We start from the raw sequence: 23,068 nt of genomic DNA, 5'->3' as shown, positions 1-23,068 counted from the left end.
ATAGCAAGGTGCTGTAAAATTTAATATAACCTTACATTTTTTAAACCTTAGTTATAGTTGCGCAGTGTTATCATTCAGATGCTAAATTAGCAAATGTGTGTAAATTTTGGATATTCTTTTCCGCCCACCACCTTGGTGGGTTTTTTTATGCGTTTTAAGATTAAGTTGATAGTTAATTTCATGGTTTCTGGGAAACTTGAGGTATTAAGTTACTGGAGGTACATCATGAAAAATATACTAAAAATCGTAGGCGTGCTGGCTGTTGTCGTTTCTCTTAATGGCTGTATCTGGCCGGGCTATTACCACGGCGGCGGTCATGGCGGCGGGTACCATCATGGCGGCGGCCATCGTCGCTAGAAGCCTTGCGCAGTCAATAAAAAACCCACCGGCCGGTGGGTTTTTTTATATCAGTCTCAGTTAAGCATCATGGCAATTAATTTCGACAATACTTAACGCGTGATTGACTGTGACGCGTTATCTCGCCCACTGTGGCTTGTTTAAGATGTGGTCTTGCCAGTCTTCAACATCATCTTCGCGCACGGCGATATGTCGCACGGAAATACGCGCACCATGCATGGCCGATTTGGAGTCTTTATGCAAAAGCGGATGCCAGGGCAGCAAATCTTTACCCTCGCCGATTAACCGATAAGCGCAGGTTGGCGGTAGCCAGTCAAACTTGGTGAGGTTTTCGCGCGTCAACTTGATGCAATCTTCTTCCAGCGAGAAACGGTTCTCGTAATTGCGGCACTGGCACGATTTTATATTCAACTGGTTGCAGGCAACGTTGGTGAAGTAAATTTCGTCCGTGTCTTCATCAATTAACTTGTGTAAACAGCATTGCCCACAACCGTCGCACAGTGCTTCCCATTCAGTGTCTGTCATTTCGGACAGCGTTTTTTGCTGCCAGAAAGCGGGTTGAGCCATGGGTTCAGTCATAGTGACATCCGGTTTTAATAAAAAGAGGCAGACTATATAGACGCTTTGGCCCCGAGATGCAAGCAAAGGGGCGATTTAAGACGCCTATCTCCCCTTAAATGATACGGGAAGTCAATGTCCTGCCATTGAGTGAAACTTCGAGACGGTCGCCCGCCGTAATCGGTCCGACGCCTTTGGGTGTTCCGGTGATGATAACATCCCCTGCCCGCAGCGTAAAAAAGCGGCTCATATAAGCAATAAGCGGCACCACAGGCGTAATCATATCGCGCGTATTGCCCTGCTGGCGAATATCGCCGTTGACCGAAAGTATTAACTCAGCCTCCTGCGCGTCGCCAAAGTCGGCGGCAGGAATAAAACCGGATAACGGACAGGAACCATCAAATCCTTTTGCCTTGTCCCAGGGTTGCCCCTGTTTGATAAAGAACGTCTGAAGGTCACGCAAGGTTAAATCCAGCGCTACGCCATAACCGGCAATGGCCTCTTTGACCCGTTCTTCCGTCGCCTGTTTTAGAGGAGAACCGATTAATACCGCCAATTCGATTTCATAATGCACCGCTCCCAGCTCTTTCGGGATGGCGATGGGTTGCAATATATCGCATAGCGCCGTTTCGGGTTTGATAAAGACCAAAGGTTCGACGCTTTTCTCGCCGCCCATCTCTTTAATGTGGTCGCTATAATTATTGCCGACGCAGACCACTTTACTTACGGGTAAATCCAGAAGCGATCCGTGCCAATCACGATGCTGATACATAGGCTTCTCCCTTATTGTTTATCGTGAGCCGTGCGCGGCAATGATTACGCTGACCCGGATAATTATTGCGCCGGAGTGGCGGCAATATCATCCGCCAGCATGCCGACGCTGATGGCAAAGTAATAAGAACGATTCCAGTGCATGATCGTCCTGAAATTATCGTAAACCATAAAGGCGCGTCCCTGATCGGAATCGGGCTTGATAATCCAGGCACGCGTCACAGAAGTCGGTAAAGGTTTACCGTCGGCGGCGACAATGCCCTGCTGCTGCCACTGACTGACACTGCGCATCTGGTTATTTTTGGTGCCTAACTGGTTGTCGTCAAAATTGGCAGGCAACTGGATTTCCTGCCCCCAGGGCTGGTTGTTTTTCCACCCTTCGGTCGATAGATAATTGGCGGTCGATGCATAGACATCATCGGTGTTATTCCAGATATCGATTTTACCGTCGCCGTCGCCATCCGCGCCGTAGCGAAGATAGGAGCTAGGCATAAACTGCGACTGCCCCATCGCGCCGGCCCAGGAGCCTTTCAGCATGTCACTGGTGGCTTTGCCCTGATCTATAATTTTAAGTGACGCCATCAACTCCTTGGTAAAGAAGGCTTCACGACGCCCTTCAAAGGCCAGAGTAGCCAATGCCGACACCACATCATCCTTGCCCTGGATTTTGCCGTAACTGCTCTCCATGCCCCACAGCGCCATAATATATTGCGGCTGTACGCCATAGCGCGTGCTCGCTTTTTGCAGAGCACTGCTATTTTGCCGGAACAGTTCCTGTCCCTCACTGATTTTGGTGTCAGTCAGTACGCGGCGCAAATAGTCATCCAGCGTGACCTTGTTTTCGAGCTGGTTCTTGTCGGAGCTTATTGCGTGGTCAACGAAATGGACAGTGGCAAACGCCGAATCGATGGTCTGCTGACTGATGCCCTGCTGTTTGGCCTGCGCCTTCAACTGCTCGACATAAGCAGGAAATTCGGCAGGATCACGACCTTCCGTCGCAAGCGTGGTTTCTCCGTTATCCGGTTTGGACGCAGGTATGGAGGTAGAAGGCGCAGAACTTGTCGAGCCTGATTCGGTCGTTGTCGACCCGGAAGGTTGAGAGTCTGCGGAAAACGGGCTTTTGGCCGGAGAACTGGAAGGCGTTGCCGTGAAAGGAGACGCTGTGCCAGAGGGGTCACATCGCCTTCGGCAAAGACGCTCGCACCGCTGCCCAACAATATGGCACCCATTGAAAGGGTTAAAATCGATAACTTCATCCTCATCGCACTCTTCCTTTTCCAGATAATCTATTGGCAAATTGCCTAAATACAGTGATTAACGTGCAGCAGAGCGAGATTGATTGCAAGGTGCCCGCCTCTCATTTTCGTGAAAGACGGGAATTGTCGGATTTTCCCTAGAATAATCTGATTATTGGTTATTTGTGTTTAGATGTCGGTTCAGCAGATTTTCGACAGGAGGCGGAACTTGCAGATAATAGCCCTGTTCAGTTAACGACTGCTTAACTTTTTCGATATCGGCGGAGGCCAGTTTCTCGCGCGTGGCGAGGTTTAGCATCATGGCAAAATCCGGTTTACCAAAACTTTTCATCAATTCTTCAGGAACCTGAGAGAAATCGTCTTTTTTTCGACATACAGGTAGGTCTGATCGCGCTTACTGCTTCTATAAATTGCACAAAACATTTTTTTAACTCTATTTTATTAGATCGGTGGCTTGCCTAGATATAGCTGTAACTATACCATGCATAGCGTACATAGGAATATCGCCCCCCGTGTGGTATTCCGGGGAATTAAAGTTGCTGAGGCTGAGTCAGGATAGATGTCACAATCGCCAATAGAACTAAAAGGCAGCAGTTTTACCTTATCAGTTGTGCATTTATACAGTGCAGAACCCAAGGTTATTCATCAGGCATTACAGGAAAAAGTAGAGCAAGCGCCTGCTTTTCTGAAAAATGCCCCTGTTGTTATTAATGTTGCAGCGCTGAAAGGCGATGCAGACTGGAAAAACATTCAACAGGCTGTCGTTTCTGCAGGCTTTCGCGTTGTAGGCATCAGTGGTTGCAAAGACGAGCAGCAAAAGCGCGCCATTGCCCTTACAGGCTTACCGCTAATCAGCGAAGGCCGGGCCAAGCGTATGGCCGCCGAAGCGCTTCCGGAGCCGGTTCCTGCCGTGCCGGATAATGCACCTGCCAAAACGCGGATTGTCAGTACGCCAGTCCGTTCAGGCCAACAAATTTATGCCCGTAACAGCGACCTTATTGTAACCAGCAGCGTGAGCGCCGGTGCCGAGCTTATTGCCGACGGCAATATACATATTTACGGCATGATGCGCGGCCGAGCTTTGGCTGGCGCTGCGGGTGATACGAATTGTCAGATTTTTTGCACCTATCTCGGCGCAGAATTGGTTTCCATTGCCGGCCAGTACTGGTTGAGCGATCAAATCCCGTCCAGCTATTTCGGACAGGCCGCGAAACTGAGTCTTCTGGATAATGTGTTAACCGTACAACCCCTATTTTAAGTCTCTGCTCAACTTTTACCTGACGTAAAACGATTACGATGGGCATCTGGCAGACACTACGACCTTTGACAAGGAATCTTTACATGGCACGCATTATTGTTGTTACATCGGGTAAAGGGGGCGTTGGCAAGACTACTTCAAGCGCAGCCATCGCTACCGGCCTTGCCCAAAAAGGCAAAAAAACCGTCGTCATTGATTTCGATATCGGTTTACGTAATCTCGACCTGATCATGGGTTGCGAACGTCGCGTTGTGTATGATTTTGTCAATGTGATTCAGGGCGATGCCACGCTGAATCAAGCGCTTATCAAAGATAAACGCACCGAAAACCTGTATATTCTCCCGGCCTCGCAGACGCGCGACAAAGACGCGCTGACCCGTGATGGCGTCGAGAAAATCCTGAATGACCTCGCCGAGATGGATTTCGATTTCATCGTCTGTGACTCTCCGGCAGGTATCGAAACCGGCGCCCTCATGGCACTCTATTTTGCCGATGAAGCCGTCATCACTACCAACCCTGAAGTCTCTTCCGTTCGTGACTCCGACCGCATTCTAGGTATTTTGTCTTCAAAATCCCGCCGTGCCGAAAAGGGTCAGGATCCTATCAAGGAACACCTGCTTCTTACCCGTTACAACCCGGGCCGCGTAAGCCGTGGCGACATGCTGAGCATGGAAGATGTGCTGGAAATCCTGCGCATTCCACTGGTTGGCGTTATTCCTGAAGATCAGTCCGTACTGCGTGCGTCCAACCAGGGCGAGCCGGTCATTCTGGACCAGGAATCCGACGCAGGTAAGGCGTACGACGACACCGTCAGTCGTTTGCTGGGTGAAGAACGTGCGTTCCGTTTTATCGAGGAAGAGAAGAAGAGTTTCCTGAAACGCCTGTTTGGGGGATAAGCCATGGCCTTGTTAGATTTCTTTTTGTCCCGCAAAAAACAGACAGCGAATATAGCCAAGGAACGGCTACAGATTATTGTTGCAGAGCGGCGTCGCGGGGACAGCGAACCCGCTTATCTGCCCGATTTGAAAAGGGATATTTTGGCGGTCATCTGTAAGTACATTCAGATTGACCCTGAAATGCTCCATGTTCAGTTCGAGCAGAAAGGTGACGATATATCCATTTTGGAGTTAAACGTTACGCTACCTGAAACGGCGGCCGAGTCGGAAGTACCGCCTAAATGACTCACGCCGTCTGACTACCTCCTGTTTCACGAACGGGAGGTTTTCTTCAGGAGTTAACGCGTTTTTTTACGCCACCTATCCTGGCGTGCCGACGCCTGCCTACAGCCCCCTGTCCACTTAAATTTAAATTTATAAAGTGACTATTTATTATTGATCATCGAGACGCTTGAATAACCCTCATTCAGGTATGTGAAATGAACAATGCTACCGTTTTAGCACCCTATGCCCCGGTTTCGTCTTCTTCCCTGGGTTCTCGCCTTACAAGGACAGTCGCCATTGTCTCCACCAAGGGCGGAGAAGGTAAATCTACCCAGGCCGTCAACCTCGCAGGCTTTGCGGCAGACGCCGGACTTCGCACGCTCCTCATTGACGGCGACCATATCCAGCCGACCGCCAGCAGCATGTTCGCACTCGAATACGAGGCGCCGTGCGGCCTGTACGAGCTTCTGACGCTCTCTGCCAACCTTGATGATCCCGACAGTATTATTTCCCGCACCTGATCACCGTTTCTCTGCCCGGTGCGCTAGGGTTTTCGCCACGGCAACGTGCCCTTTTCTATTGCCAGAACAATCTTGTCGGTAATTTGCTGGTATAAATCCTGACGCAGGCTTTTGGGTGGCGTCTTTGTGTCTTTTTTCACGGGATAAACCTCAAGTAACAGGCGTACCCCTCCCTGACGGCGAAGAGTACACCGCAGGATGGATGAGTTGAGAAGACCTTTTATCACCGTCGGGTGATTTCCGATTTCAAAGGCTAAACGGAGGGCCGCCAGAAAGGCTCGCTCTTTCAGGCCGTGAGGATTTGCAGTCGCCCGGGGGCGCGCCACTTTCAGACTGCCGAAGCATCAATAATCACTTCGCCATTCTGACCGGGATGACGCGGCGGACCCGCTGAAATTAAGTATCCAGATACAAGAATTTCTATAGGGGAATAATATCAACTCTATTCAGTTGGCCAATTTCACTCTGCTTCCGGAATTGAATAATATCCTTGAGCGGTTGCAGAGAATTTAAACATGAGAGTGGAATAAGCCGTTCACTATCTTCCACCTATGCCGACAAATGGTTGTGCATGACTGCTCTTGACACATAGCAGCTCAAGGAAACAGCAGGGGCTGCTTTGAGCAAGAAGCGGACGTTCCGTTTGCAACAGGGGCCAAATGAGCTTCGAAATGAAAATGCCGGTCAGATTCGACTAACCAGAAGCGACGAAGACCCTTGAAGACTAATGACTCAAATGACCCGTTAAAAAATTATATTTATGGATTGATTACTTACTGGCGTACAAGCATGCGTACCTGCTTACCCCGATAGTTAACATAATCTTGAAACTGGAAACCAAAACGCTTAGCCAGATAATTTGAACGTTTATTTTCTTCGTCAATAATACAGCAGACTGGGGAGGAGAATGTCTGGTCGGCCCATAGTAAAACGGCGGTCAGAGCTTCAGAGGCATAACCTTTGCCTCGAACTTCAGGATTTAACACCCATCCAGCCTCAGGGTATTTTAACTCAGGTGTGATATCACGATGAGCATCCTGGAAACCCAGGGAACCAGCATAGCGACCTGTCGTTTTCTCAAACACTGCCCAATAGCCATACCCTAAAGCGTGCCAGTGCCCGATATAACGTAACAAGCGGGCCCAAACTATTTCTGCCGTTGGTTCCCCACCGCCATTAATTTTAGCCATTTCAGAAGTACTCCAGCACGCCATAAGTGCTGGAAAATCGTCGAGCGTAAATTGCTTCAAAATCAGTCGTTCTGTTTCAAGTCGAGGCGCTTGCTGGGCAGTCATCAGTTCTCCTAGTATCAGCGTATCTAAAACAGCTGTTCTATCACCATGCACGGTTCTTCTTTCACGGGCAATAAAACTGTACCCATATCCGCCTCTGGCAATGGCCAGATTCCATGCGGTAGTCACCATCGCCTGAACGACATCGACATGACTGCCTGCCGAATCGGCCGCCGCCGTCTGCATTTGAGTCGGCGCCCTCCAAATGAACCGCCCCACACCATAACGGCCATAAAGACAACGGCCTGCTCCCACATGCCTGCGACCAAAATCAGAGAAACTACAGCCAGCGCCGCAAGGCTGACCCGTTAGATAAGCGGGCAGTCGTCAAACTCATCGGTGCTTGCATCATTGATGATATGCGTCACCACGCCCCACACGATAGTTTCGCTTCCTTCCAAATCGCTCCTAGCGATTAACCGGACCTCTTCGGGATTGTCCAGCGACTCGAGGCGCGCCACGGAACCCGTCTTGAGGCGCTTGACCTCAAACTCTCCCTAATGGTCAACAATCACCAGGCTGCCGTCTACCGGCTTGCGGGCTTTGTTGACCACCAGCACGGCGTCCTTTTTGATACCGGCACGCCAACTGGCCTCGGTCGCGTGGACCAAAAACTGCGCGGGGCTGTCTTTCCATTTGCAGGCCACGTTCGGCGTGACCCTTCCTTCTGCGTAGTCAGTTGCCGGAGATGCGTATGCCATATTAAAAACCTCCATAGGGATTGAAACACTGGTAGGTTTTGTCTTCGCCTTCTTGTGTCGAGATATCGCGGTAGCCGGTAACGTAGAGCCGGATCCATTCATTGGCCTCGCCTGGTGACAAGTGCCAATTTACTTTTTCCAGCTCCTTGACGAAGTCCTCTGTTTTAACGGTCCGGCCGCCGCCCGGGTGAACCTGCTCAGCCGCAATGAATGCGCCGACTTTATCGCTGTAACGTGGCATGGGATTGCCCTCACTTATACTGTTTATATACACAGTATAAGCAGGAGTTTTCTACAACGTGAAGGAAAGTTTGGTAAATCTCAGGCAATGCTAATAGGAACACGCGTTTCTGCCAGAAGTGACCATTTACGGATTTATCTTGAGGTAGTTGAGTATCCTCAGTAACCAATGAATAAGTTGATGCTTTAAATATTCAAAAACATCGTTCAGGTTGTCGGTAATATTAGAAAAAACCGCAATGTAAAGGCATCAGGTCAGAAAACTGCGAAAGTCTTGGTGATATGACAGATTAGGTCGTCAAACGGCCTAATTTACTCTGGCACACTGCGATAATGACTTCCCGCAGCCACCGGTGCTCTGGGTCGGTGTGCAGGCGGGGATGCCAGATAGCCGAGATTTTTATGGGGGAGTGTCTACCGGCAACTCAAAATATGTCAGTCCCGCTTGCTCCGACCCGACAGGTGCCCAGCCCAAAGCAGATAAAGGCACCAGTCCGATAAGATCCGAATGGCGTACAATATTCATGGCATTAGCGAAAGCGGGAACAACCATAATGATCCGGCGCTCTAATCCCTGGCGTGCCAAGGCAGTATCTACGGGACCATATAAGTTGTTCTTTCTGGATACCACCACATGGGGATAACTCGCATAGTGTTCAGCCGTTAAGCCGGTCTGAAGCAATGGATGGCCGCTGCGGCAAATACCGACGAAGTGGTCATTAAACAATTTACGGGTTATCAATTCAGGAGCATCGGTACCGAGTACACCTATCTCCAAGTCAACGGAACCATCACGCAAAGACTGTGCATCTTTGTCACTTTTCGCCACAAAACACAGACGCACCCGGGGTGCATTTTTTTGCAATTCCATCACCAGCGCTTCAGCTGTTAAATCAATGAATCCTTCGTTGACCTTCAGAGTAAAGCTGCGTTCAAGCTTGGCAAGGTCTAAAGCCTGTTGTGCCGGTTGCAGTACGGCGTATGCGTTACGGGAAACTTCGTGTACACGTTCAGTGAGTCCCTGAGCATAGGGGGTTGCCACTAAATGACGACCGGCCTGCACCAACAACTGATCGCCGGTGACCTTCCGCAGTCGCGTCAGAGTGCGGCTCATGGCCGATACACTCAAACCCATACGATGTGCTGCACGTGTAACACTCCGCTCAGCCAGCAAAGCGTCTAGCGCTTTAAGCAAATTCAGATCGATATCGTGCATATTCAGAGATGATACTCATTTGTGTTTGATGCAACATAGTATTGATCACAACGCGTCTGGTGCAATCTCAATATACCTATAAACTCAAAACTCCACCTTCCCATAAGAGTAATCAATATGGCTGAATCAACTCCGCAGTCTACAGTACCGCGTATATTACTGATTGGTGCATCACGAGGAATCGGTCTAGCAATGGCTGAAGAATTTCTCAGACGCGGCTGGCAGGTTACAGCTACCGTGAGAGGCACAGCGCACATTGCGCTGGACAATTTGTCTCACAAATATCCGCACAAGCTGACAACTGAGCCGCTGGACATGACAGACAGGGCCCAGCTTACTGATTTACATAAGCGGCTCAGGGAAAAGCGTTATGATGTCTTGTTCATTAATGCCGGAACCTCCAACTATAATCAGGATGAAACAATCGCCGAGGTAAGCACCGAAGAATTCGTCCATTTAATGGTGACTAATGCTTTATCGCCAATGCGGGCCATCGAAGCTTTGCAAGACCTAGTCAACGTCGAGGGTCTGATTGGCATCATGTCCTCCGGCCAGGGGAGTATTGGCAACAATACTAAAGGAGGTAAAGAGGTCTACCGTGGTACCAAAGCCGCGTTAAACCAGTACATGCGCAGCTATGCGGTTCGTGAAGCTGAAATACACCCTGCTCGCTCCTTGCTACTTCTTGCTCCCGGATGGATTCGTACTGCGCTGGGGGAAGTGATGCCGCTTTTAGCCTTGAAGAAACCATTCCTGACATTGTTAATACCATAGAGTTCAGCCGCGGAAAATCCGGTTTGAAATTTTTAGACCGTTTCGGGAAAGCTGTAGCATGGTAAAGAGCAACTCCCCTTTTACTTTGATTGCTATCGAAGAGCACTTCCTGACAAAGGAAGTGCTACATGCTTGGCATAGGGCAGATTTATCAGTTACATACCCCAGCCTGGCGCATAGCGCGGGCGTCATTGGTGAACGTCTACTTGATATCACTCAGGGGCGGACTGCGTTAATGGATAAAATGGGAGTAGACGTGCAGGTTCTTTCACTTACCACACCAGCTCTATATGAACCGGGGCGTCAAGTGTGGATATTGCCAATCGCTGCAACGAGGCAATAGCAGAGGCGATCGTTCGTTACCCGGGGCGTTTCCAAGGCTTTGCCACATTACCCATGTTTGATCCAAAAGCAGCAACCTTAGAATTATAGCGTTGCATCAAAACGCTGGGTTTTAAAGGCACGATGTTGAATGGGCGTGTGGGCAAACGTAATCTGGTGGGGAACCTGGCTCAACCAGTCAGTGGTTACCTTAAAAATGATGTGTATGTGACTGCCAGCGGCATGTTTTTACCGCACTATTTAGAACGAGCCGCCAGCATAGTGGGTAAAGAAAGGTTGTTGTTTTCTACTGACTTCCCTTATTAGTATTGGTCAGGCCATGAGGCAAGGCGGTTTTTAAACACCAGTGGCTTCTCTGGTAAGGATTTGCTCATGCTAACTGGGAGCATCTGACACAGAACTGCGGAAAAAGAAAACGCAGTAGTAGACAATTAGCTGATTATAAATCGAGAACAATGGGTCTATTCATGATGTGTGTATTATCGACATAATGAGGTCAATTTATTTGCCCTAGAAAGCAATTACTACAGGACCGCTACTTTTCGCCACAGATGTCCGCTTCTCGCTCATTGCGGACTGAACAAACCTACGCAAACGTCCGCTTCGTGCCAAAAGCGGACGTTGATCATGCGACTTAAACGCGAACCATAATCGACAAAACTCTTGAGATTCGCTCCTCGTTTAAGAGCATCACTTTTATCAATTTGAATTACTGCATCAGATAACCCAAAATTCCACTTAAGCCCATAATTTATAGTGTGCAGTTACGTCAGCGCACCCGTTCGCTCACCGTCATGGTAAATTTAAGCGGGCCGCCCTCATTACATGCGTAGCTATGCGGTAAATCCGTTCTGGCAATGACTGAGCAACCCTCATTAACACTCAGTCGCTCATCTCCTAAGGTCAGTAGAAGAGAGCCCTGCACTACATGCAAAAGTTCGCAAGTGCCATCTGAATGTCCTTGAGAATCGAAAATCTCTCCAGGGTGCATTTTCCACTCCCACAACTCGATCATATCCGGTCCGCTGGTGCCAGCCAGAAGCCGAGCGGTACCGCCTCTTTCGCCGTGCCATAGGCATGGGATATCTTCTGAAGTAATGAGATGTGCGTTGGGTTTACTGGCAACGTTGACGATGTCTGCTACCGAGACGCCCATCGCTGCGGCCAGCTTACAGAGGATTGCGATGCTAGGGTTCGCCCTGCATGCTTCAATCTCAACGAGCATTCCCTTGCTAACACCTGCAAGACGCGAGAGTTCGTCAAGAGACATTTTTTCTGGCTACGATACTGCTTCAGGGAAGCAGAAAGAGCCTCATTAATTCTGGAAGCATCAGCATCGGTCATTATATTGACTTTTTTGTTCATTGGTCATTATCATAATCTAAAACGGTCATTACAGGATTATTCAATGTTTTCAGCTTATCCGTCAATCAGTCCCGACGTGGCACGTCTGGCACCTGGTTTTCGCGCTCTCAGTATCAGTGTCACTGCTGCTCCGCTGGTTAAAGCCAGCTTAGGGGAGGAAGCGCTCCGCAAAGCCTGTGAAGAGGTACTCAACGGACAACCTCACTGGGCAGAAGCGCATCTGAATGCATGGTCTGATACATTTCGCGCTTTCGGTGCGAAGCCTAAGCGTACGCCTTGCTCCGCCGAAGCCCTCCGCAAACGTGTTTTACGTGACGGGTTATTGACGGCTCTTGATCCGGTAGTAGATCTTTATAACGCAGTAAGTCTGCGCTATGCCGTTCCAGTGGGTGGTGAAAATCTGGAAGCCTATCAGGGTATGCCCCGTCTTATTATTTCAGACGGCAGTGAACCGTTTGACACCCTTAAAGATGGTGGTCCCTTCGTGGAACAGCCCGATGCCGGAGAAGTAGTCTGGTGTGACGACTTAGGTGTTACCTGCCGACGCTGGAACTGGCGTCAGGGCGTAAGAACGCGACTGAACTCTTCAGATAAACACATGTGGTTCATTCTGGAGAGTCTGCCACAGATGCCAATTGAAGCTCTGCATGAGGCCGGGAAAATGCTAACAGAGGGGCTGGAAGTCATGATGCCAGGAGTTCAGTCCCATGTTTCATTAATTGAAACGCTCTAAGCTAATTTTAATCCGGCAGATCATTAGCCGGAATTACCTTATGAAAGTCTGCTGGTTCGCTCAAAGCGGACTGTCATGTCTGCTTAAGATACAGGCTTAACGTAGGATATTTTCCCTTTTCCAAGCGGTCCCCGTGTTTTACTCGCTAGTTACACCTGGATTTAACCATCAAAAACATGCTTGTTCAGTTATGCGTCTTCCCACTGATACTACCTTGAAGCTTTGGGGGTCGGCATTGAGTACCGCATAGCGTATTTGGGGACAAATCAGTTCTAAGCTTCGTTTGCTGCAATCAAGCTGTATTAAAGAGCGTACGCCGGATTCGGTTTGCACCCTATTGGTCTCAGGATAGTCGCTGCAATCAAATCCTTTTGTACTTAACTTTTCTTTCGCCGCATCCAGGCTCATTCCGACAAGATTCAGGCTTTCGACTTCTCTGGAATGCGATTTTTCAGAAACTCGAGTCAGTGAGCACCCGCTCAGTAATTGAGCGATGAGTAAGAAGAATATAAGGATGAATATCTTTTTATTGTTTGTTCTCTGCATCAGGCGACCCTTTAGATTTTATACCTTTGAGCGATATTGTTAGATATTGCAATAAACAGAGTGAGGAATAAAATTCACATTGTCCGCTCAAAACCTATGTTTACTATGTGGCTGATTGTCACAGACAATGATTTTCTCTCCCCGGCTATAGAAACAACTAAATGTAAGGCTTTTGAGTCCTAGGGCGGGGAAGTCTACTAAGTGCCAAGAGCGGACGTGGCTAACACTTAAATGTATTAACCTGCGGGCAGGTCACTGCCTATCAACTTTGCCTGAATTTTTTGTTGGCGATGGTCAGGTAAAATACGATCGGATAGCTAAACTGCATGTAATTATAAAGTTACAAAGCGGGAAAGCTGTATCGCCCCAAAAATCAGTCGGCTTGGCCGCGCAGCCGGTGGCGGTAATATTTAAGCACAACGTATGTCACTATTTGGCCATACAGGAAACCGCCCAATGCGGCCATCAGTACGCCGCCCACCATACCGCATAAATAGATGCCTGCGCCCGCACAGCCACCGCATAGCGCGATCCCGCACCAGGTTTCCCACTGCCGGAAAGCGGACTTGTATGCGCTCCTCCACCGGCTTCCGCGGTTCCGCGGGGATAAATCGGCCAGTTCAGGAATGCTTTTCAGGGTCCAGTAGATTTTCACGGTAGTGTCCTTGTTCCGTTGATTACGCAGGAATAAACATAACCTGCCGGATAGAAAAATGTTTTGACATTATCGCCGCTCTGCGTCGGCGGCTACACGGCAGGATAGCCTGTGTCTCCTGAGTACCGCCGGCACGCCGGAGCATTTCATCAGGCGCGGCCCAGTACCCGGAATTTCGTACGTACGAAATTTTTCCGCTCTTTAAGCCGAGGGCGGGATTCACAAAGTAATAGAAAAGGTAGGACGACTGTGTGGCTTATAACACGCCCGGCTATTACACGCTCGGCGACTTTCCACATGGTCTATCGATGAGTCTCGCTAGAATTGAGCTAGGGTGACCGTACTTAAATGTCGTGGTCATGATTGAGAAATTCCACTCTTATGAGTCCCAATTTAATATCTTCAGGGTTTAAATAAATTAATCTGAATTTCACTTTATGCAAGTGCCGATACAGAAACATTGAGGGCAGTCAGCAACATTATAAACCGGAATCCTAAAGAAAGCGGATCGCCGAGATGGAAGCGAACCGTTACTGTCTCAGCCAAAGGTCCGCTTTTCGCTCATGACATATATGAATTCTCTAATGACTGGACGTTAAATGCCAAAAGTGGACATTATTAGATCAGTGTTTAACAATAACATCGCACCGGTCAGTATTCGTCTGACATACAGTCATACCGCATCCATATAACCTGGTTTCAGAAGGCTACATGCTTTAAACCCTGCATCCAGAACCGACTGAGTTCTGCTGCGGAAATAGTGGATGCAGGCAGCAGTGGCTCTGGCTGCTCAGAAAAAATTTTTTTAGCAAATTGTCTTCCAACCAACTGCGCTGCTGAAGTTTTGATATGTCTCTGTTGGTAAAAGCCTTGCAGAGCAATTTCCAAATCATCTGTCTCCTTCATTAAACAAGTAAGGTGCCATGCATCTTCCAGTGCCTGACACGCTCCCTGCCCAGATGTCGGCAAGGAAGCATGAGCCGCGTCCCCGATGATTAAAACATTGTCTTGATGCCAAAAGGGAAGAGGATCAATGTCATGCACGAAAATGCCTTTAACAGATGCACTGTCACATGACAGCAACAAATTTCGCACAGGATCAGGCCAGTCTCGAAAACGCCGATGCAACTCATTGTACCAATGTGCCCGAGGACGTTCATTGTCAACAGGAGCGTTCCACGCTCCTGCCCAATAGCACAATCCATCCTTCACCGGGACGATACCAAAACGCTCACCTTGACCGCGAAAGTCATCAATAGCGTTGTGCAATGCGTCCTCTCGTTGCCTTCCCACTCCTATCACGTTCACAAAACCATGATAACGAGGCGTTTCTTGCTCCCCATGCAATGACTGACGCACGACTGAATTCATACGCCCGTCAGCTCCGACGACTAAATCAAACTCCAGGCTCAATTTCGTGACGTCCGCGGTAGTGATTGGACAATTGAATTTAATCTCCCTACCCAGACTCTCTAACCTACCGGCCAGTAAGCGCATCAGTTCACGCCGTAAGACAGTAACACTCGGAAAACCGCAAAGTGAATTCACTGATAAAATATCGAAATGTGTCTGAAGGTGACCATTCCGATCAAACTGGCGCATCATGCACGGTGTACCCCCTACGTGCCTGATTTTTTCGTCCAGCCCCATCTTCTGCATGACGAACCATGGCATTGGGCCATAAAGTTACGCCAGCTCCTAAGTAAGACACGTTGCTGCCACGCTCAAACAGGCTGACTTGATGGCCCTGTTTGGTCGCGAGTATTCCAAGTGCCATTCCAGCAACGCCGGCACCTACGATGGCAATTTTCTTAGGCTTGGTCATCATTACTTTCCTGTTACGAAACTTAACGAAAATTGTAATGGCCACCTGATTATTGATAAATATAGAGTTATAACTTTGTTAAACTCATTTTTTGGGATAATTAATGATTGAGAAATGTGAATTGCAGTGGCTGATGAGTTTTCAGGCTGTTTATGAAAAGCTGAGTTTTAAGCTCGCGTCAGAGCAGCTTCAGTTGCCATCATCCAATGTCAGTAGACATGTCGCTTTACTTGAACAACAACTTCATGTGCGGCTACTGGAACGTACGACACGTAGGATAATGCCAACCGCAGCAGGTAGAATGCTGTATCAATCTATTACGCCGCTCACGCACGCTTTGGATCATGCTCTGCAAGAAGTCGCCCTGTTTGGTGATTCACTATCAGGCCACCTGAAGATCATTACACCAGACCTTCCATTCATGGCAGATATTCTCGCTGACTTCTGCATCAAGCATCCACGAATACAGCTCAGTTGTGACACACAATTGGAGCCAACAGAGGGCCTACTGGATGGATTCGATCTGATACTACGCTTTGGACGTGGGCCACTGGAGGATTCTTGCTGGGTTGCCAGGGAAATTCTGCGTTGGCCGAGCTGTGTGGTAGCCGCACCAGAACTTTTGGCACGTCACCCATCACCACAATCGGTGGATGAACTAACCAAAACCCCCTGCATTACGAGTATGTCGGTACTCCAGGGAATGCCCTGGAGATTTAAACAAAACCAAAACGTCCAGGTGCAGTCAAGCTATAAGGTGAACAGTGGGCGGATGGCCAAGGCCGCTGCACTAAAAGGACTTGGTTTCGCCATTTTGCCTCTCCATGCCTGTGAATCAGAAATCAATAACGGCTCCCTTGTTAAAATTAACTGTAACCGCGAACCCGAAGATTTGATGCTATACGCGCTCTATTCCGGCAGAAAATACCTACAGGTGAAAGTGAAGGCGTTTCTGGAACACCTGCAAAAGGCTATTGCTCAATTAGAGATATGCAGTAAGGAAGGAAGGAACATGATTGGCTAAGCCATCCAGTATCTTGGACGAAGTGAAAAGAAATATTGGTAGAATGTTTTAAAGGCGAAGTTTTTCCGTATAGCTGCATTAAGCGGGCTTACTCCCTTTGTTAAAGATATCTCGATCTAAGTGTGCCGTCATAACGTCCGCTTTTCGCTCTTAAGGGACAACCATACTCAAATCTCCCATATTGCAGGAGATTTGAGTATGAAAACGTCACCGTGGAACAAAGACTGTATCATCGGTCAAAAAAGGGCGCTTCAGATATCTCACATCTGGGGTATCCGAATCCGACTTGAACTGGAAGGTAAAACACGCGATTTAGCTCTGTTCAATATGGCCCTAGACAGTAAGCTTCGGGGCTGTGATCTGGTCAAACTCAAATTATCTGATGTTGTATATGGCAGCTCTGTTTCAAGCAGAGCAACGGTGTTGCAACAGAAAACCGGTAGCCCTGTGCAATTTGAGATAACCAAAGGCACCAGAGAAGCGGTTGCTGCATTAATAAAGCTTGGCAATTTGCACAGTAAAGACTTCTTGTTTCGGTCTCGGGTTGGAACTAACCAGCACATTTCAACCCGGCAATACAACCGAATCTTTCATGGGTGGGTAGCAAAGCTTGGTCTCGGAGATTCGCTTTACAGCACACATTCCATAAGAAGAACAAAACCTTACCTGATCTACAAAAAAACTAAGAATCTCCGGGTGATCCAACTTCTTTTGGGTCATAAGAAACTGGAAAGCACAGTCCGTTATCTGGGCATTGAAGTCGATGATGCGCTGGAGATATCTGAATCGATCGAAGTCTAAGGTTGTCAGGGCTGCGACAGCGGCCCTGTGCCAAAAGCAGAAGTTGTTACATCATTTTTTCTTAGTCAATTGAGAGCAGGTCATGAGCTCAAAGAATGGGTAGAACGGCCAGCAACTCATTGACACTAAAGTGAAGTTTTTTACAGTACAATCAAATTATAGCGTTTAAGTGAAAGAGGTTGAGTAGTAATCACAATTTTAAAGAACACATTTCTAATCATTGAGTTAGGCTATGTCTTGAGTGATAATCTCGAGAGAGTGCTAATCAAACAGACAACATCGCTAAATGCTTACCCTTATTATAACTATTGAAATCCGGAGGTGGTAACATGGTAGAACTACCTGCATCATTGAGTTTAGACAAGATAGATACCTTCATCAGGAAGGTTATGATGGCAAACAGTGATCAACCGTTGCTCCTGCCGGTAGGGAAGAAAAATTCCGCTTTTGGAGGGATTGCCGTCGCTGTCCAGTCTGTTAATACTTGGGCAAACTTAAGTTTGAACAAAAAATTGATTTTGAAAGACTCGTCCATAGAGGACAATGATTATCTTTCAGACCTGATCAATACTCCGCATAAGTTCACCGCCGCAATGATGTCGAAAGAAATATCATTTTCTGGTTCTCCTGATATAAGCATAAGGCGTGATATAAATAAACTTGCTAAAGAGGCTATTGAATCACAATCAGACAATCTTTTTGGGCAACAACATGGGAGACTCTGTTGGTATTCGTTTGTAGATCATAGTACCAAAGGATTCGATAGTAATTTTTATAACACTTCACCGCTTCAGCACCCTGAGCCGAAAGGTTATGAGCAAATAAGAAACATAATAAGCGCCATGGTTCTAAGATCATCAACTGTTGCGGGGGGGCAATATATCTTAAAGATGACAGCATTGATGATCTCGGAAGGATATTTTACGAATTATTCATTAATACACATGAACATGGCAGTCGTTCTGAAAATAGACACAAGTGGATAAATCCAGGTAATAGACTTATTTACACATATGGAATAAACTTATCTGATGATGCAATAAATAATTATCTACTGAATGATGAAGTGCTTGAGGAATATATTACAAGCCTTAAAAAAACCAGTGTCTCCTCGCGAAGATTCATTGAAGTAAGTATTATTGATTCTGGTTTAGGATTCTGTGGTCGATGGTTAGCGGATCACTCGGATGTTGGGTCAACACCTAACATTGATGATGAATACCAGATAATTAAGAAATGCCTAAAATTTAGGAGTTCATCGACAAATAATGACATAAAAGGGAATGGTTTACCTTCAGTTATGGCATCGTTGACCAAGCTGAATGGCTTCATGAAAATAAGAAGCAATAGAGTATCTATCTATAGAGATTTTAATACCACCCCATATCGCTTTGAAGAAAATGATGACTGTAATTTTTTAGATTGGTCAACCAGAAATTATTGTGACACGCATATTACCGAACACGCTGAAGTTCGTGGAGTCTCAATAACGATACTCATACCTCTTATCGATAAAAATAATTCCAAGGACGATTATAAATGAGTGGTATTTTTCTTTTTAGATTTAATAAACCAAGCACCAAACTCTCCCCAACAATGGCAATCTTCTGCTTTTCATCAATAGACTTGCATCTTTTGATCAAAGAAATTAAAGAAGACATTGTAAAAAATCTAGTACCCAATGAAGTTTTAATATTTGGTTTTGGTATAAATGAAGATCAGAAGTCACGCTTGTTAGCTGATCAACTTTTCAACCAAGAATTCGAGTCTTACATTGGCTCAACTTCAAGTAAGATACAATTCTTAAACGTTGACAGTGACGGTGTACTCCGGGAAATAACAACAAAAAAAATATATAGTTATCGTGATGAACTTCTTCAGGCTGGCTCTAATGAAATATTTAAGAAACGTAAAGGTGTAATAACATCTACTCAAACCTATCACTTTAGTAAGCCTTCAGGTGACCATTGTGATAAATTCATAAGAGCATCGAATTTATTTACCTCAAGCGTAGAGGTGACTTTTTTAGCAATAGGATTATTAGGCTCTATTGTTTCAACCCTAAAGAAAGTTTATGTCGACACATCATCCATCTCCTTTTTGGTTAGCACTGCGCTACATTTATCTAATAAATTCACTTCTAGCACTCCTGTAATTGAAAGTTTTGAATCATACTCCTCATTAAATCAACCATTTAATTTCATCAGAGATAAAAATCACTTAGTGATAATTTCAGCCACGACCAGTGGTGGACTTGCTCGCACGCTAGAAAAAAGAAAAAAATATCACAGGATAATATAAAAACTCTTTTCTATTCGTCAATAGGTGAAAATCAAACTGGACTATATAACATCATGGACGCTTTAGGTGGTGAAATATATTCCGAATCAGAGGAGAGATGTAACCTGTGCGCTAACGGTTCAAAAGTAATCAGACTTGAAGGTGAGCAGTTTTTGCCTGAGACGCCAAAGCATGATTTACTTATGATAAAGAAATTGGATTTCAAATCAGAAAGACAAAAATTTTTTAGAGAGTTTGCAGCAAAAAAAATTCTAAACATTAATGCCATAACTCAAGATAGCAATGACGAGTTTTACGATATCGATATTCCTGGATTGATGAAGAACCAGTCTGCCCCTCTCTTTTCTGATATGCAGAAAAGAATCAACAAATTTTTTCCCGTGACATCAACACAATAATCCACTTGGATGATACAGGTTCAGAACTCTTAGCCCTTAAGGTCAAAAAACTTGTTGACGATGATAACATAAAAATCTTCAAGTTTGGAGAATTGAAAGAATCTGACTATACCGAAATGTCATCAGTTTTTGTCGTGGCTGGAGCAATAACGACTGGAAGAAAACTATTATCAGCCTCCAGAAAACTGAGATGTTTAAATAAATCATCATCCATTTCATATCTAGTCGGATTTTCTAAATTACAAAATGCACCAAGTCTGGATCAACTCAGAAAAGACTTATGCATGGGGGGCATGAACTTATTATCCTCAGGAACTGTTTCTTACCTAGGATCAGTAGTAAGTCAAAAACCTATTGGGATCTGGAACATGAAAAAATTTCCCGATTTACAGATGAAGACCCTTTGGATAATTATTATCACCAACAAAAAATCTCTACCGATTTACTCACAAGATTATCATTACTCGACTCGCCAATTAGTCCAGACGAACTGTTCTTGAAAGACACTAAGGGGAAAACACTTAGTATCAGGGAGACATTTGTTTTTTGGGACAAGCTGGATATTGACACAAAAAAATCATCTCAAGCAGATGTGTTTTGGACTATTCAAACCTTGCTGCATGATTTGAGGATGAATGATGGAAAAGGTTTATCTACAATTTATCATTATACTCTCCTAAGCCCTATTTGCTTTGACAGGTATAATGATGGCGTTATACAAGCATGTCTTTTGAGGGCGGCATATTCATCCGAACTTAATTATACTATTGATGAGAATTACAGCCAACAAATGTGCGACATAATAAGTTCGGTCGTTAGAAATCATGATAATGAACAAGGTGAAGGATGCCTTGAGTTCTTAATGTCAATCTGGATCAGGCACCTAAGAATACTAGATCACCACCTGCAGGAAATTATATCGTTGAACAATGAAAACATGCCGGACTCGGTCAGATTCTTGTTGCATCAGATAAATCGAGATTTCTTTGGAAGTGACTAATTAGCATAATGAAGGTTGGTAATCCAATCTTCATTACTTCCCCCTGACAACTAACATGAGCAATCATAATTAAGGCTTCCTTGACCACCTCCCAGTTGATCCCCAAATGAAAATGTTAGTGATACTACTATGAGCAGAACTTCTGCTCCTCGCTCAAAGCGGACATTACTTAACTTCCCCTGCTACTTAGCTGCAGGAAGCCCCCTGCCTGACTGTCTTAACACGTCCGGCCGGATTACCCTCACCGGCGAAGTATGGAGGTTTATCTGTGCAAACGGTTCGTACCATTGCCTTACCGGCTGAAAGCAAGCTCACCGCCCTTTATCAGCAATCCGATCTCGCCGACGCCTTTGCCATTACCCTGCCGCCTGACGTACCTGTTGATATTGAAAAACTGTCGCAGATTCTGCTGGCTACTCCGCCATGCTGGTTTCGAATGTTACTGGCCTGTCGCGATTCCATGGTCATGCCGTTCGGCATACAGACTTCCGTGCAGCTCCGAAAAAGACTGGAAACAGGCGGACGGGAACGTATTGATTTCTTTCCCGTGTTATCCGTGGACGAGAACGAACTCATCATTGGTGAAAATGACATTCATCTGGACTTCCGAACGTCGGTTCTGGTCCGCAATCAGGAGCGCGGTGGAAGGGAGGTAGTGCTGACGTCTGTCGTGCGCTGTCATAACGGGATCGGCAAGCTTTATACGCGGCTTGTCGCGCCATTTCATCGCACCGTTGTCTGTTCCATGCTCGCCCGGGCAGCAGCAAGGAACTGGCGGTGACCCGCCGCTTCCTTAGGCGAAAACAGGCTCAACAACCGGTAAATCCTTATTGCTTCTGAATAAACCAGCCGCGATACACCTGTTTAATTAAAACTTCTCTCTTCTGCAGCAATGGCCAGATAAGAGAGCTGTCCTTACTTCACCTTGAAGCGCGTTATCTGAACCTCACCCACATTGGATGTCAGCAGCACATGCGTGCCGCCGCAAGCGTAGGCGGCAATGATCAGTTTTCCACTGACAGCTTTTTCCATCTTTTTCTTGTCAGGCAGCCGCGCGCGTTTTGCCCGGCCCGAACGCACCGACCTTCACGTCTCCGGCGGGTGGTTCCCGCCGTTTTCCATCATGTCGACCATTGCACCCCGCTGGGCCTTGATGTGGCGCAGGTAGCGCATCAGCGTTTCGGTCTTTTTCCAGGTGCCCTCCTGCATGATCCGCGCCAACGCGTAGCCGTGGCGCGCCATATCCTGAGCGGCGCCGACGCGCGCGCTGTGCCCACTCCAGCTGCAATAGCGTCCCTTGTTGGCCGCCGCCGCAGAGACCGGCCCCACCGTGTCCCATGCCCGGGCGAAAATGGCCTCCAGCGCCGGCGCGCTTAGCGGTGCGGCGGTGGTGAGGGTCGCTCGATTGGCGCGGTGTACCGGGCAGAACAGAAAGGCGTCCGGCTCGGCCGCCAGTCCCGCCACCGCCATCCACTCCTCCAGGCGTCGTGTCGAGGCCGAGCTCAGCGCCTTGACCAGCCCACCGGCCTCCACCACCGTCTTGGTCCAGCCAACGTGCAGGAGAATGCGCCCGTCCCCGGCGCGGTCGGCGTCGCGCAGCTGCGCGGATCCTTGCCAGGCGCGGTCCGCAGCCAGCAAATCGCTCAGGCAGAAGGGCTCGGCCTGACCGGTGCGCTCGCCAGCCACCACCGCCGCACGATTGATTTTACGCAGCGTGCGAAAGACCAGCGGCGAGGCGTTAGGGGGCACCAACCCTGCGTGACGGTGTAACATCGAGATTAGCGCCGCGTTGGCGCGCACGGTGGTCGAGGCCCGTCCCGAGGCTTGAAGAAACGCTTCGTGCCAGAAGTGGATATTGATCTAACCGAACACTGCTGATTTATACGGTGCAGGGTAATTCTCTCGTGGATAACGTCCCCTGTTGTTCTGCCACTGCGTTAGACTACCTGGCCCCGCTTAATCATGATTTTCTAC

Annotated in this window: 23 protein-coding genes and 7 pseudogenes; 15 read left to right on the top strand and 15 right to left on the bottom strand. The window is 47.4% G+C overall.

The window, feature by feature from the left end:
• Positions 1-225: 225 nt before the first annotated feature.
• The gene (locus O1V66_RS05445) at positions 226-357 is read left to right on the top strand and encodes a hypothetical protein (RefSeq protein WP_269128189.1); all 132 of its coding nucleotides are present in this window, start codon (positions 226-228) and stop codon (positions 355-357) included.
• Between the two features lie 117 nt (positions 358-474).
• Here the strand turns inward: O1V66_RS05445 and O1V66_RS05440 are convergent, their stop codons facing one another.
• From O1V66_RS05440 to O1V66_RS05425, 4 genes and pseudogenes are all read right to left on the bottom strand, one after another.
• Positions 475-924 (bottom strand): YcgN family cysteine cluster protein, encoded by a 450-nt coding sequence (locus tag O1V66_RS05440; RefSeq protein WP_045048233.1) that lies wholly within the window; start codon positions 922-924, stop codon positions 475-477.
• 106 nt (positions 925-1,030) lie between these two features.
• Entirely contained in the window at positions 1,031-1,687 is a 657-nt protein-coding gene (locus tag O1V66_RS05435) for a fumarylacetoacetate hydrolase family protein (RefSeq protein ID WP_045048130.1), read from the bottom strand.
• Between the two features lie 62 nt (positions 1,688-1,749).
• Entirely contained in the window at positions 1,750-2,724 is a 975-nt protein-coding gene (locus O1V66_RS05430; protein WP_045048234.1) for a lytic murein transglycosylase, read from the bottom strand.
• Positions 2,725-3,093: 369 nt separating this feature from the next.
• Positions 3,094-3,365, bottom strand: a pseudogene (locus tag O1V66_RS05425) (YcgL domain-containing protein).
• Positions 3,366-3,501: 136 nt separating this feature from the next.
• Between O1V66_RS05425 and minC the strand changes: the two are divergent.
• The 4 genes and pseudogenes from minC to O1V66_RS05405 all read left to right on the top strand — a co-directional run.
• Positions 3,502-4,200 (top strand): septum site-determining protein MinC, encoded by a 699-nt coding sequence (minC, locus tag O1V66_RS05420; protein WP_045048132.1) that lies wholly within the window; start codon positions 3,502-3,504, stop codon positions 4,198-4,200.
• Positions 4,201-4,283: 83 nt separating this feature from the next.
• Positions 4,284-5,096: a septum site-determining protein MinD gene (gene minD / locus O1V66_RS05415; RefSeq protein WP_045048133.1), complete on the top strand. Its 813-nt coding sequence runs from the start codon at positions 4,284-4,286 to the stop codon at positions 5,094-5,096.
• Positions 5,097-5,099: 3 nt separating this feature from the next.
• Positions 5,100-5,381 (top strand): cell division topological specificity factor MinE, encoded by a 282-nt coding sequence (gene minE / locus O1V66_RS05410; RefSeq protein WP_045048134.1) that lies wholly within the window; start codon positions 5,100-5,102, stop codon positions 5,379-5,381.
• 194 nt (positions 5,382-5,575) lie between these two features.
• Positions 5,576-5,878 (top strand): annotated as a pseudogene (locus O1V66_RS05405) (ParA family protein); the annotation flags it as partial.
• A gap of 29 nt (positions 5,879-5,907) precedes the next feature.
• Here the strand turns inward: O1V66_RS05405 and O1V66_RS05400 are convergent.
• The 6 genes and pseudogenes from O1V66_RS05400 to O1V66_RS05375 form a co-directional block, all read right to left on the bottom strand.
• Positions 5,908-6,021 (bottom strand): annotated as a pseudogene (locus O1V66_RS05400) (ArdC-like ssDNA-binding domain-containing protein); the annotation flags it as partial.
• 633 nt (positions 6,022-6,654) lie between these two features.
• Entirely contained in the window at positions 6,655-7,176 is a 522-nt protein-coding gene (locus O1V66_RS05395) for a GNAT family N-acetyltransferase (RefSeq protein WP_045048235.1), read from the bottom strand.
• Between the two features lie 305 nt (positions 7,177-7,481).
• Complete coding sequence (locus O1V66_RS05390; RefSeq protein ID WP_241481407.1) at positions 7,482-7,634, bottom strand: hypothetical protein; 153 nt, start codon at positions 7,632-7,634, stop codon at positions 7,482-7,484.
• Between the two features lie 36 nt (positions 7,635-7,670).
• The gene (locus tag O1V66_RS05385; protein ID WP_241481408.1) at positions 7,671-7,874 is read right to left on the bottom strand and encodes a S24/S26 family peptidase; all 204 of its coding nucleotides are present in this window, start codon (positions 7,872-7,874) and stop codon (positions 7,671-7,673) included.
• Between the two features lies 1 nt (position 7,875).
• The gene (locus tag O1V66_RS05380; RefSeq protein WP_045048136.1) at positions 7,876-8,115 is read right to left on the bottom strand and encodes a hypothetical protein; all 240 of its coding nucleotides are present in this window, start codon (positions 8,113-8,115) and stop codon (positions 7,876-7,878) included.
• A gap of 289 nt (positions 8,116-8,404) precedes the next feature.
• Positions 8,405-9,330 (bottom strand): annotated as a pseudogene (locus O1V66_RS05375) (LysR substrate-binding domain-containing protein).
• 117 nt (positions 9,331-9,447) lie between these two features.
• Here O1V66_RS05375 and O1V66_RS05370 point away from each other — a divergent pair.
• Positions 9,448-10,169 (top strand): annotated as a pseudogene (locus tag O1V66_RS05370) (SDR family oxidoreductase).
• Between the two features lie 1,046 nt (positions 10,170-11,215).
• Here the strand turns inward: O1V66_RS05370 and O1V66_RS05365 are convergent.
• Positions 11,216-11,811, bottom strand: a pseudogene (locus O1V66_RS05365) (XRE family transcriptional regulator).
• A 43-nt stretch (positions 11,812-11,854) separates the two neighbouring features.
• Between O1V66_RS05365 and O1V66_RS05360 the strand changes: the two are divergent.
• Positions 11,855-12,544: a B3/B4 domain-containing protein gene (locus tag O1V66_RS05360; protein ID WP_045048140.1), complete on the top strand. Its 690-nt coding sequence runs from the start codon at positions 11,855-11,857 to the stop codon at positions 12,542-12,544.
• A gap of 168 nt (positions 12,545-12,712) precedes the next feature.
• Here O1V66_RS05360 and O1V66_RS05355 read toward each other — a convergent pair whose 3' ends face one another.
• From O1V66_RS05355 to O1V66_RS05345, 3 genes are all read right to left on the bottom strand, one after another.
• Entirely contained in the window at positions 12,713-13,090 is a 378-nt protein-coding gene (locus O1V66_RS05355) for a hypothetical protein (RefSeq protein WP_045048141.1), read from the bottom strand.
• Between the two features lie 1,354 nt (positions 13,091-14,444).
• Positions 14,445-15,350, bottom strand: a complete 906-nt coding sequence (locus O1V66_RS05350) for an FAD-dependent monooxygenase (protein ID WP_269128188.1) — start codon at positions 15,348-15,350, stop codon at positions 14,445-14,447.
• Positions 15,334-15,573, bottom strand: coding sequence for an NAD(P)-binding protein (locus O1V66_RS05345; protein ID WP_269128187.1), 240 nt, complete (start codon positions 15,571-15,573; stop codon positions 15,334-15,336). Before O1V66_RS05345 ends, O1V66_RS05350 begins: the two co-directional genes overlap by 17 nt.
• 100 nt (positions 15,574-15,673) lie before the next feature.
• Between O1V66_RS05345 and O1V66_RS05340 the strand changes: the two genes are divergently transcribed.
• The 8 genes from O1V66_RS05340 (at position 15,674) to O1V66_RS05305 (ending at position 21,875) form a co-directional block, all read left to right on the top strand.
• The gene (locus O1V66_RS05340; RefSeq protein ID WP_045048144.1) at positions 15,674-16,594 is read left to right on the top strand and encodes a LysR family transcriptional regulator; all 921 of its coding nucleotides are present in this window, start codon (positions 15,674-15,676) and stop codon (positions 16,592-16,594) included.
• 198 nt (positions 16,595-16,792) lie between these two features.
• Positions 16,793-17,395 (top strand): site-specific integrase, encoded by a 603-nt coding sequence (locus tag O1V66_RS05335; protein WP_045048145.1) that lies wholly within the window; start codon positions 16,793-16,795, stop codon positions 17,393-17,395.
• A gap of 329 nt (positions 17,396-17,724) precedes the next feature.
• Entirely contained in the window at positions 17,725-18,381 is a 657-nt protein-coding gene (locus O1V66_RS05330) for a hypothetical protein (protein ID WP_269128186.1), read from the top strand.
• 80 nt (positions 18,382-18,461) lie between these two features.
• The gene (locus O1V66_RS05325; RefSeq protein ID WP_269128185.1) at positions 18,462-18,938 is read left to right on the top strand and encodes a hypothetical protein; all 477 of its coding nucleotides are present in this window, start codon (positions 18,462-18,464) and stop codon (positions 18,936-18,938) included.
• Complete coding sequence (locus tag O1V66_RS05320) at positions 18,935-19,696, top strand: hypothetical protein (RefSeq protein ID WP_269128184.1); 762 nt, start codon at positions 18,935-18,937, stop codon at positions 19,694-19,696. The genes O1V66_RS05325 and O1V66_RS05320 overlap by 4 nt, the downstream gene beginning before the upstream one ends.
• Positions 19,697-19,749: 53 nt before the next feature.
• Positions 19,750-20,094 (top strand): hypothetical protein, encoded by a 345-nt coding sequence (locus tag O1V66_RS05315; RefSeq protein WP_269128183.1) that lies wholly within the window; start codon positions 19,750-19,752, stop codon positions 20,092-20,094.
• A gap of 5 nt (positions 20,095-20,099) precedes the next feature.
• Positions 20,100-20,594 (top strand): hypothetical protein, encoded by a 495-nt coding sequence (locus O1V66_RS05310; RefSeq protein ID WP_269128182.1) that lies wholly within the window; start codon positions 20,100-20,102, stop codon positions 20,592-20,594.
• A gap of 768 nt (positions 20,595-21,362) precedes the next feature.
• Positions 21,363-21,875, top strand: a complete 513-nt coding sequence (locus O1V66_RS05305) for a DUF2867 domain-containing protein (RefSeq protein WP_045048147.1) — start codon at positions 21,363-21,365, stop codon at positions 21,873-21,875.
• A gap of 305 nt (positions 21,876-22,180) precedes the next feature.
• On the opposite strand, the pseudogene O1V66_RS05300 reads toward O1V66_RS05305, so the two are convergent.
• Positions 22,181-22,927 (bottom strand): annotated as a pseudogene (locus tag O1V66_RS05300) (tyrosine-type recombinase/integrase); the annotation flags it as partial.
• Positions 22,928-23,068: the final 141 nt, after the last annotated feature.

The organism is Rouxiella chamberiensis, from assembly GCF_026967475.1.
GTDB classification, from domain to species: domain Bacteria; phylum Pseudomonadota; class Gammaproteobacteria; order Enterobacterales; family Enterobacteriaceae; genus Rouxiella; species Rouxiella chamberiensis.
The sequence above is the reverse complement of the archived record's forward strand: the minus strand, read 5'-3'. Positions and strand labels throughout refer to the sequence as shown.

Bases quoted from the DNA above. Each gene is read 5' to 3' on its own strand.
- O1V66_RS05445 (WP_269128189.1), top strand. From the start codon at position 226: ATGAAAAATATACTAAAAATCGTAGGCGTGCTGGCTGTTGTCGTTTCT.
- O1V66_RS05440 (WP_045048233.1), bottom strand. From the start codon at position 924: ATGGCTCAACCCGCTTTCTGGCAGCAAAAAACGCTGTCCGAAATGACA.
- O1V66_RS05435 (WP_045048130.1), bottom strand. From the start codon at position 1,687: ATGTATCAGCATCGTGATTGGCACGGATCGCTTCTGGATTTACCCGTA.
- minC (WP_045048132.1), top strand. From the start codon at position 3,502: ATGTCACAATCGCCAATAGAACTAAAAGGCAGCAGTTTTACCTTATCA.
- minD (WP_045048133.1), top strand. From the start codon at position 4,284: ATGGCACGCATTATTGTTGTTACATCGGGTAAAGGGGGCGTTGGCAAG.
- minE (WP_045048134.1), top strand. From the start codon at position 5,100: ATGGCCTTGTTAGATTTCTTTTTGTCCCGCAAAAAACAGACAGCGAAT.
- O1V66_RS05395 (WP_045048235.1), bottom strand. From the start codon at position 7,176: ATGACTGCCCAGCAAGCGCCTCGACTTGAAACAGAACGACTGATTTTG.
- O1V66_RS05385 (WP_241481408.1), bottom strand. From the start codon at position 7,874: ATGGCATACGCATCTCCGGCAACTGACTACGCAGAAGGAAGGGTCACG.
- O1V66_RS05380 (WP_045048136.1), bottom strand. From the start codon at position 8,115: ATGCCACGTTACAGCGATAAAGTCGGCGCATTCATTGCGGCTGAGCAG.
- O1V66_RS05360 (WP_045048140.1), top strand. From the start codon at position 11,855: ATGTTTTCAGCTTATCCGTCAATCAGTCCCGACGTGGCACGTCTGGCA.
- O1V66_RS05355 (WP_045048141.1), bottom strand. From the start codon at position 13,090: ATGCAGAGAACAAACAATAAAAAGATATTCATCCTTATATTCTTCTTA.
- O1V66_RS05350 (WP_269128188.1), bottom strand. From the start codon at position 15,350: ATGATGCGCCAGTTTGATCGGAATGGTCACCTTCAGACACATTTCGAT.
- O1V66_RS05345 (WP_269128187.1), bottom strand. From the start codon at position 15,573: ATGATGACCAAGCCTAAGAAAATTGCCATCGTAGGTGCCGGCGTTGCT.
- O1V66_RS05340 (WP_045048144.1), top strand. From the start codon at position 15,674: ATGATTGAGAAATGTGAATTGCAGTGGCTGATGAGTTTTCAGGCTGTT.
- O1V66_RS05335 (WP_045048145.1), top strand. From the start codon at position 16,793: ATGAAAACGTCACCGTGGAACAAAGACTGTATCATCGGTCAAAAAAGG.
- O1V66_RS05330 (WP_269128186.1), top strand. From the start codon at position 17,725: ATGGTAGAACTACCTGCATCATTGAGTTTAGACAAGATAGATACCTTC.
- O1V66_RS05320 (WP_269128184.1), top strand. From the start codon at position 18,935: ATGAGTGGTATTTTTCTTTTTAGATTTAATAAACCAAGCACCAAACTC.
- O1V66_RS05315 (WP_269128183.1), top strand. From the start codon at position 19,750: ATGGACGCTTTAGGTGGTGAAATATATTCCGAATCAGAGGAGAGATGT.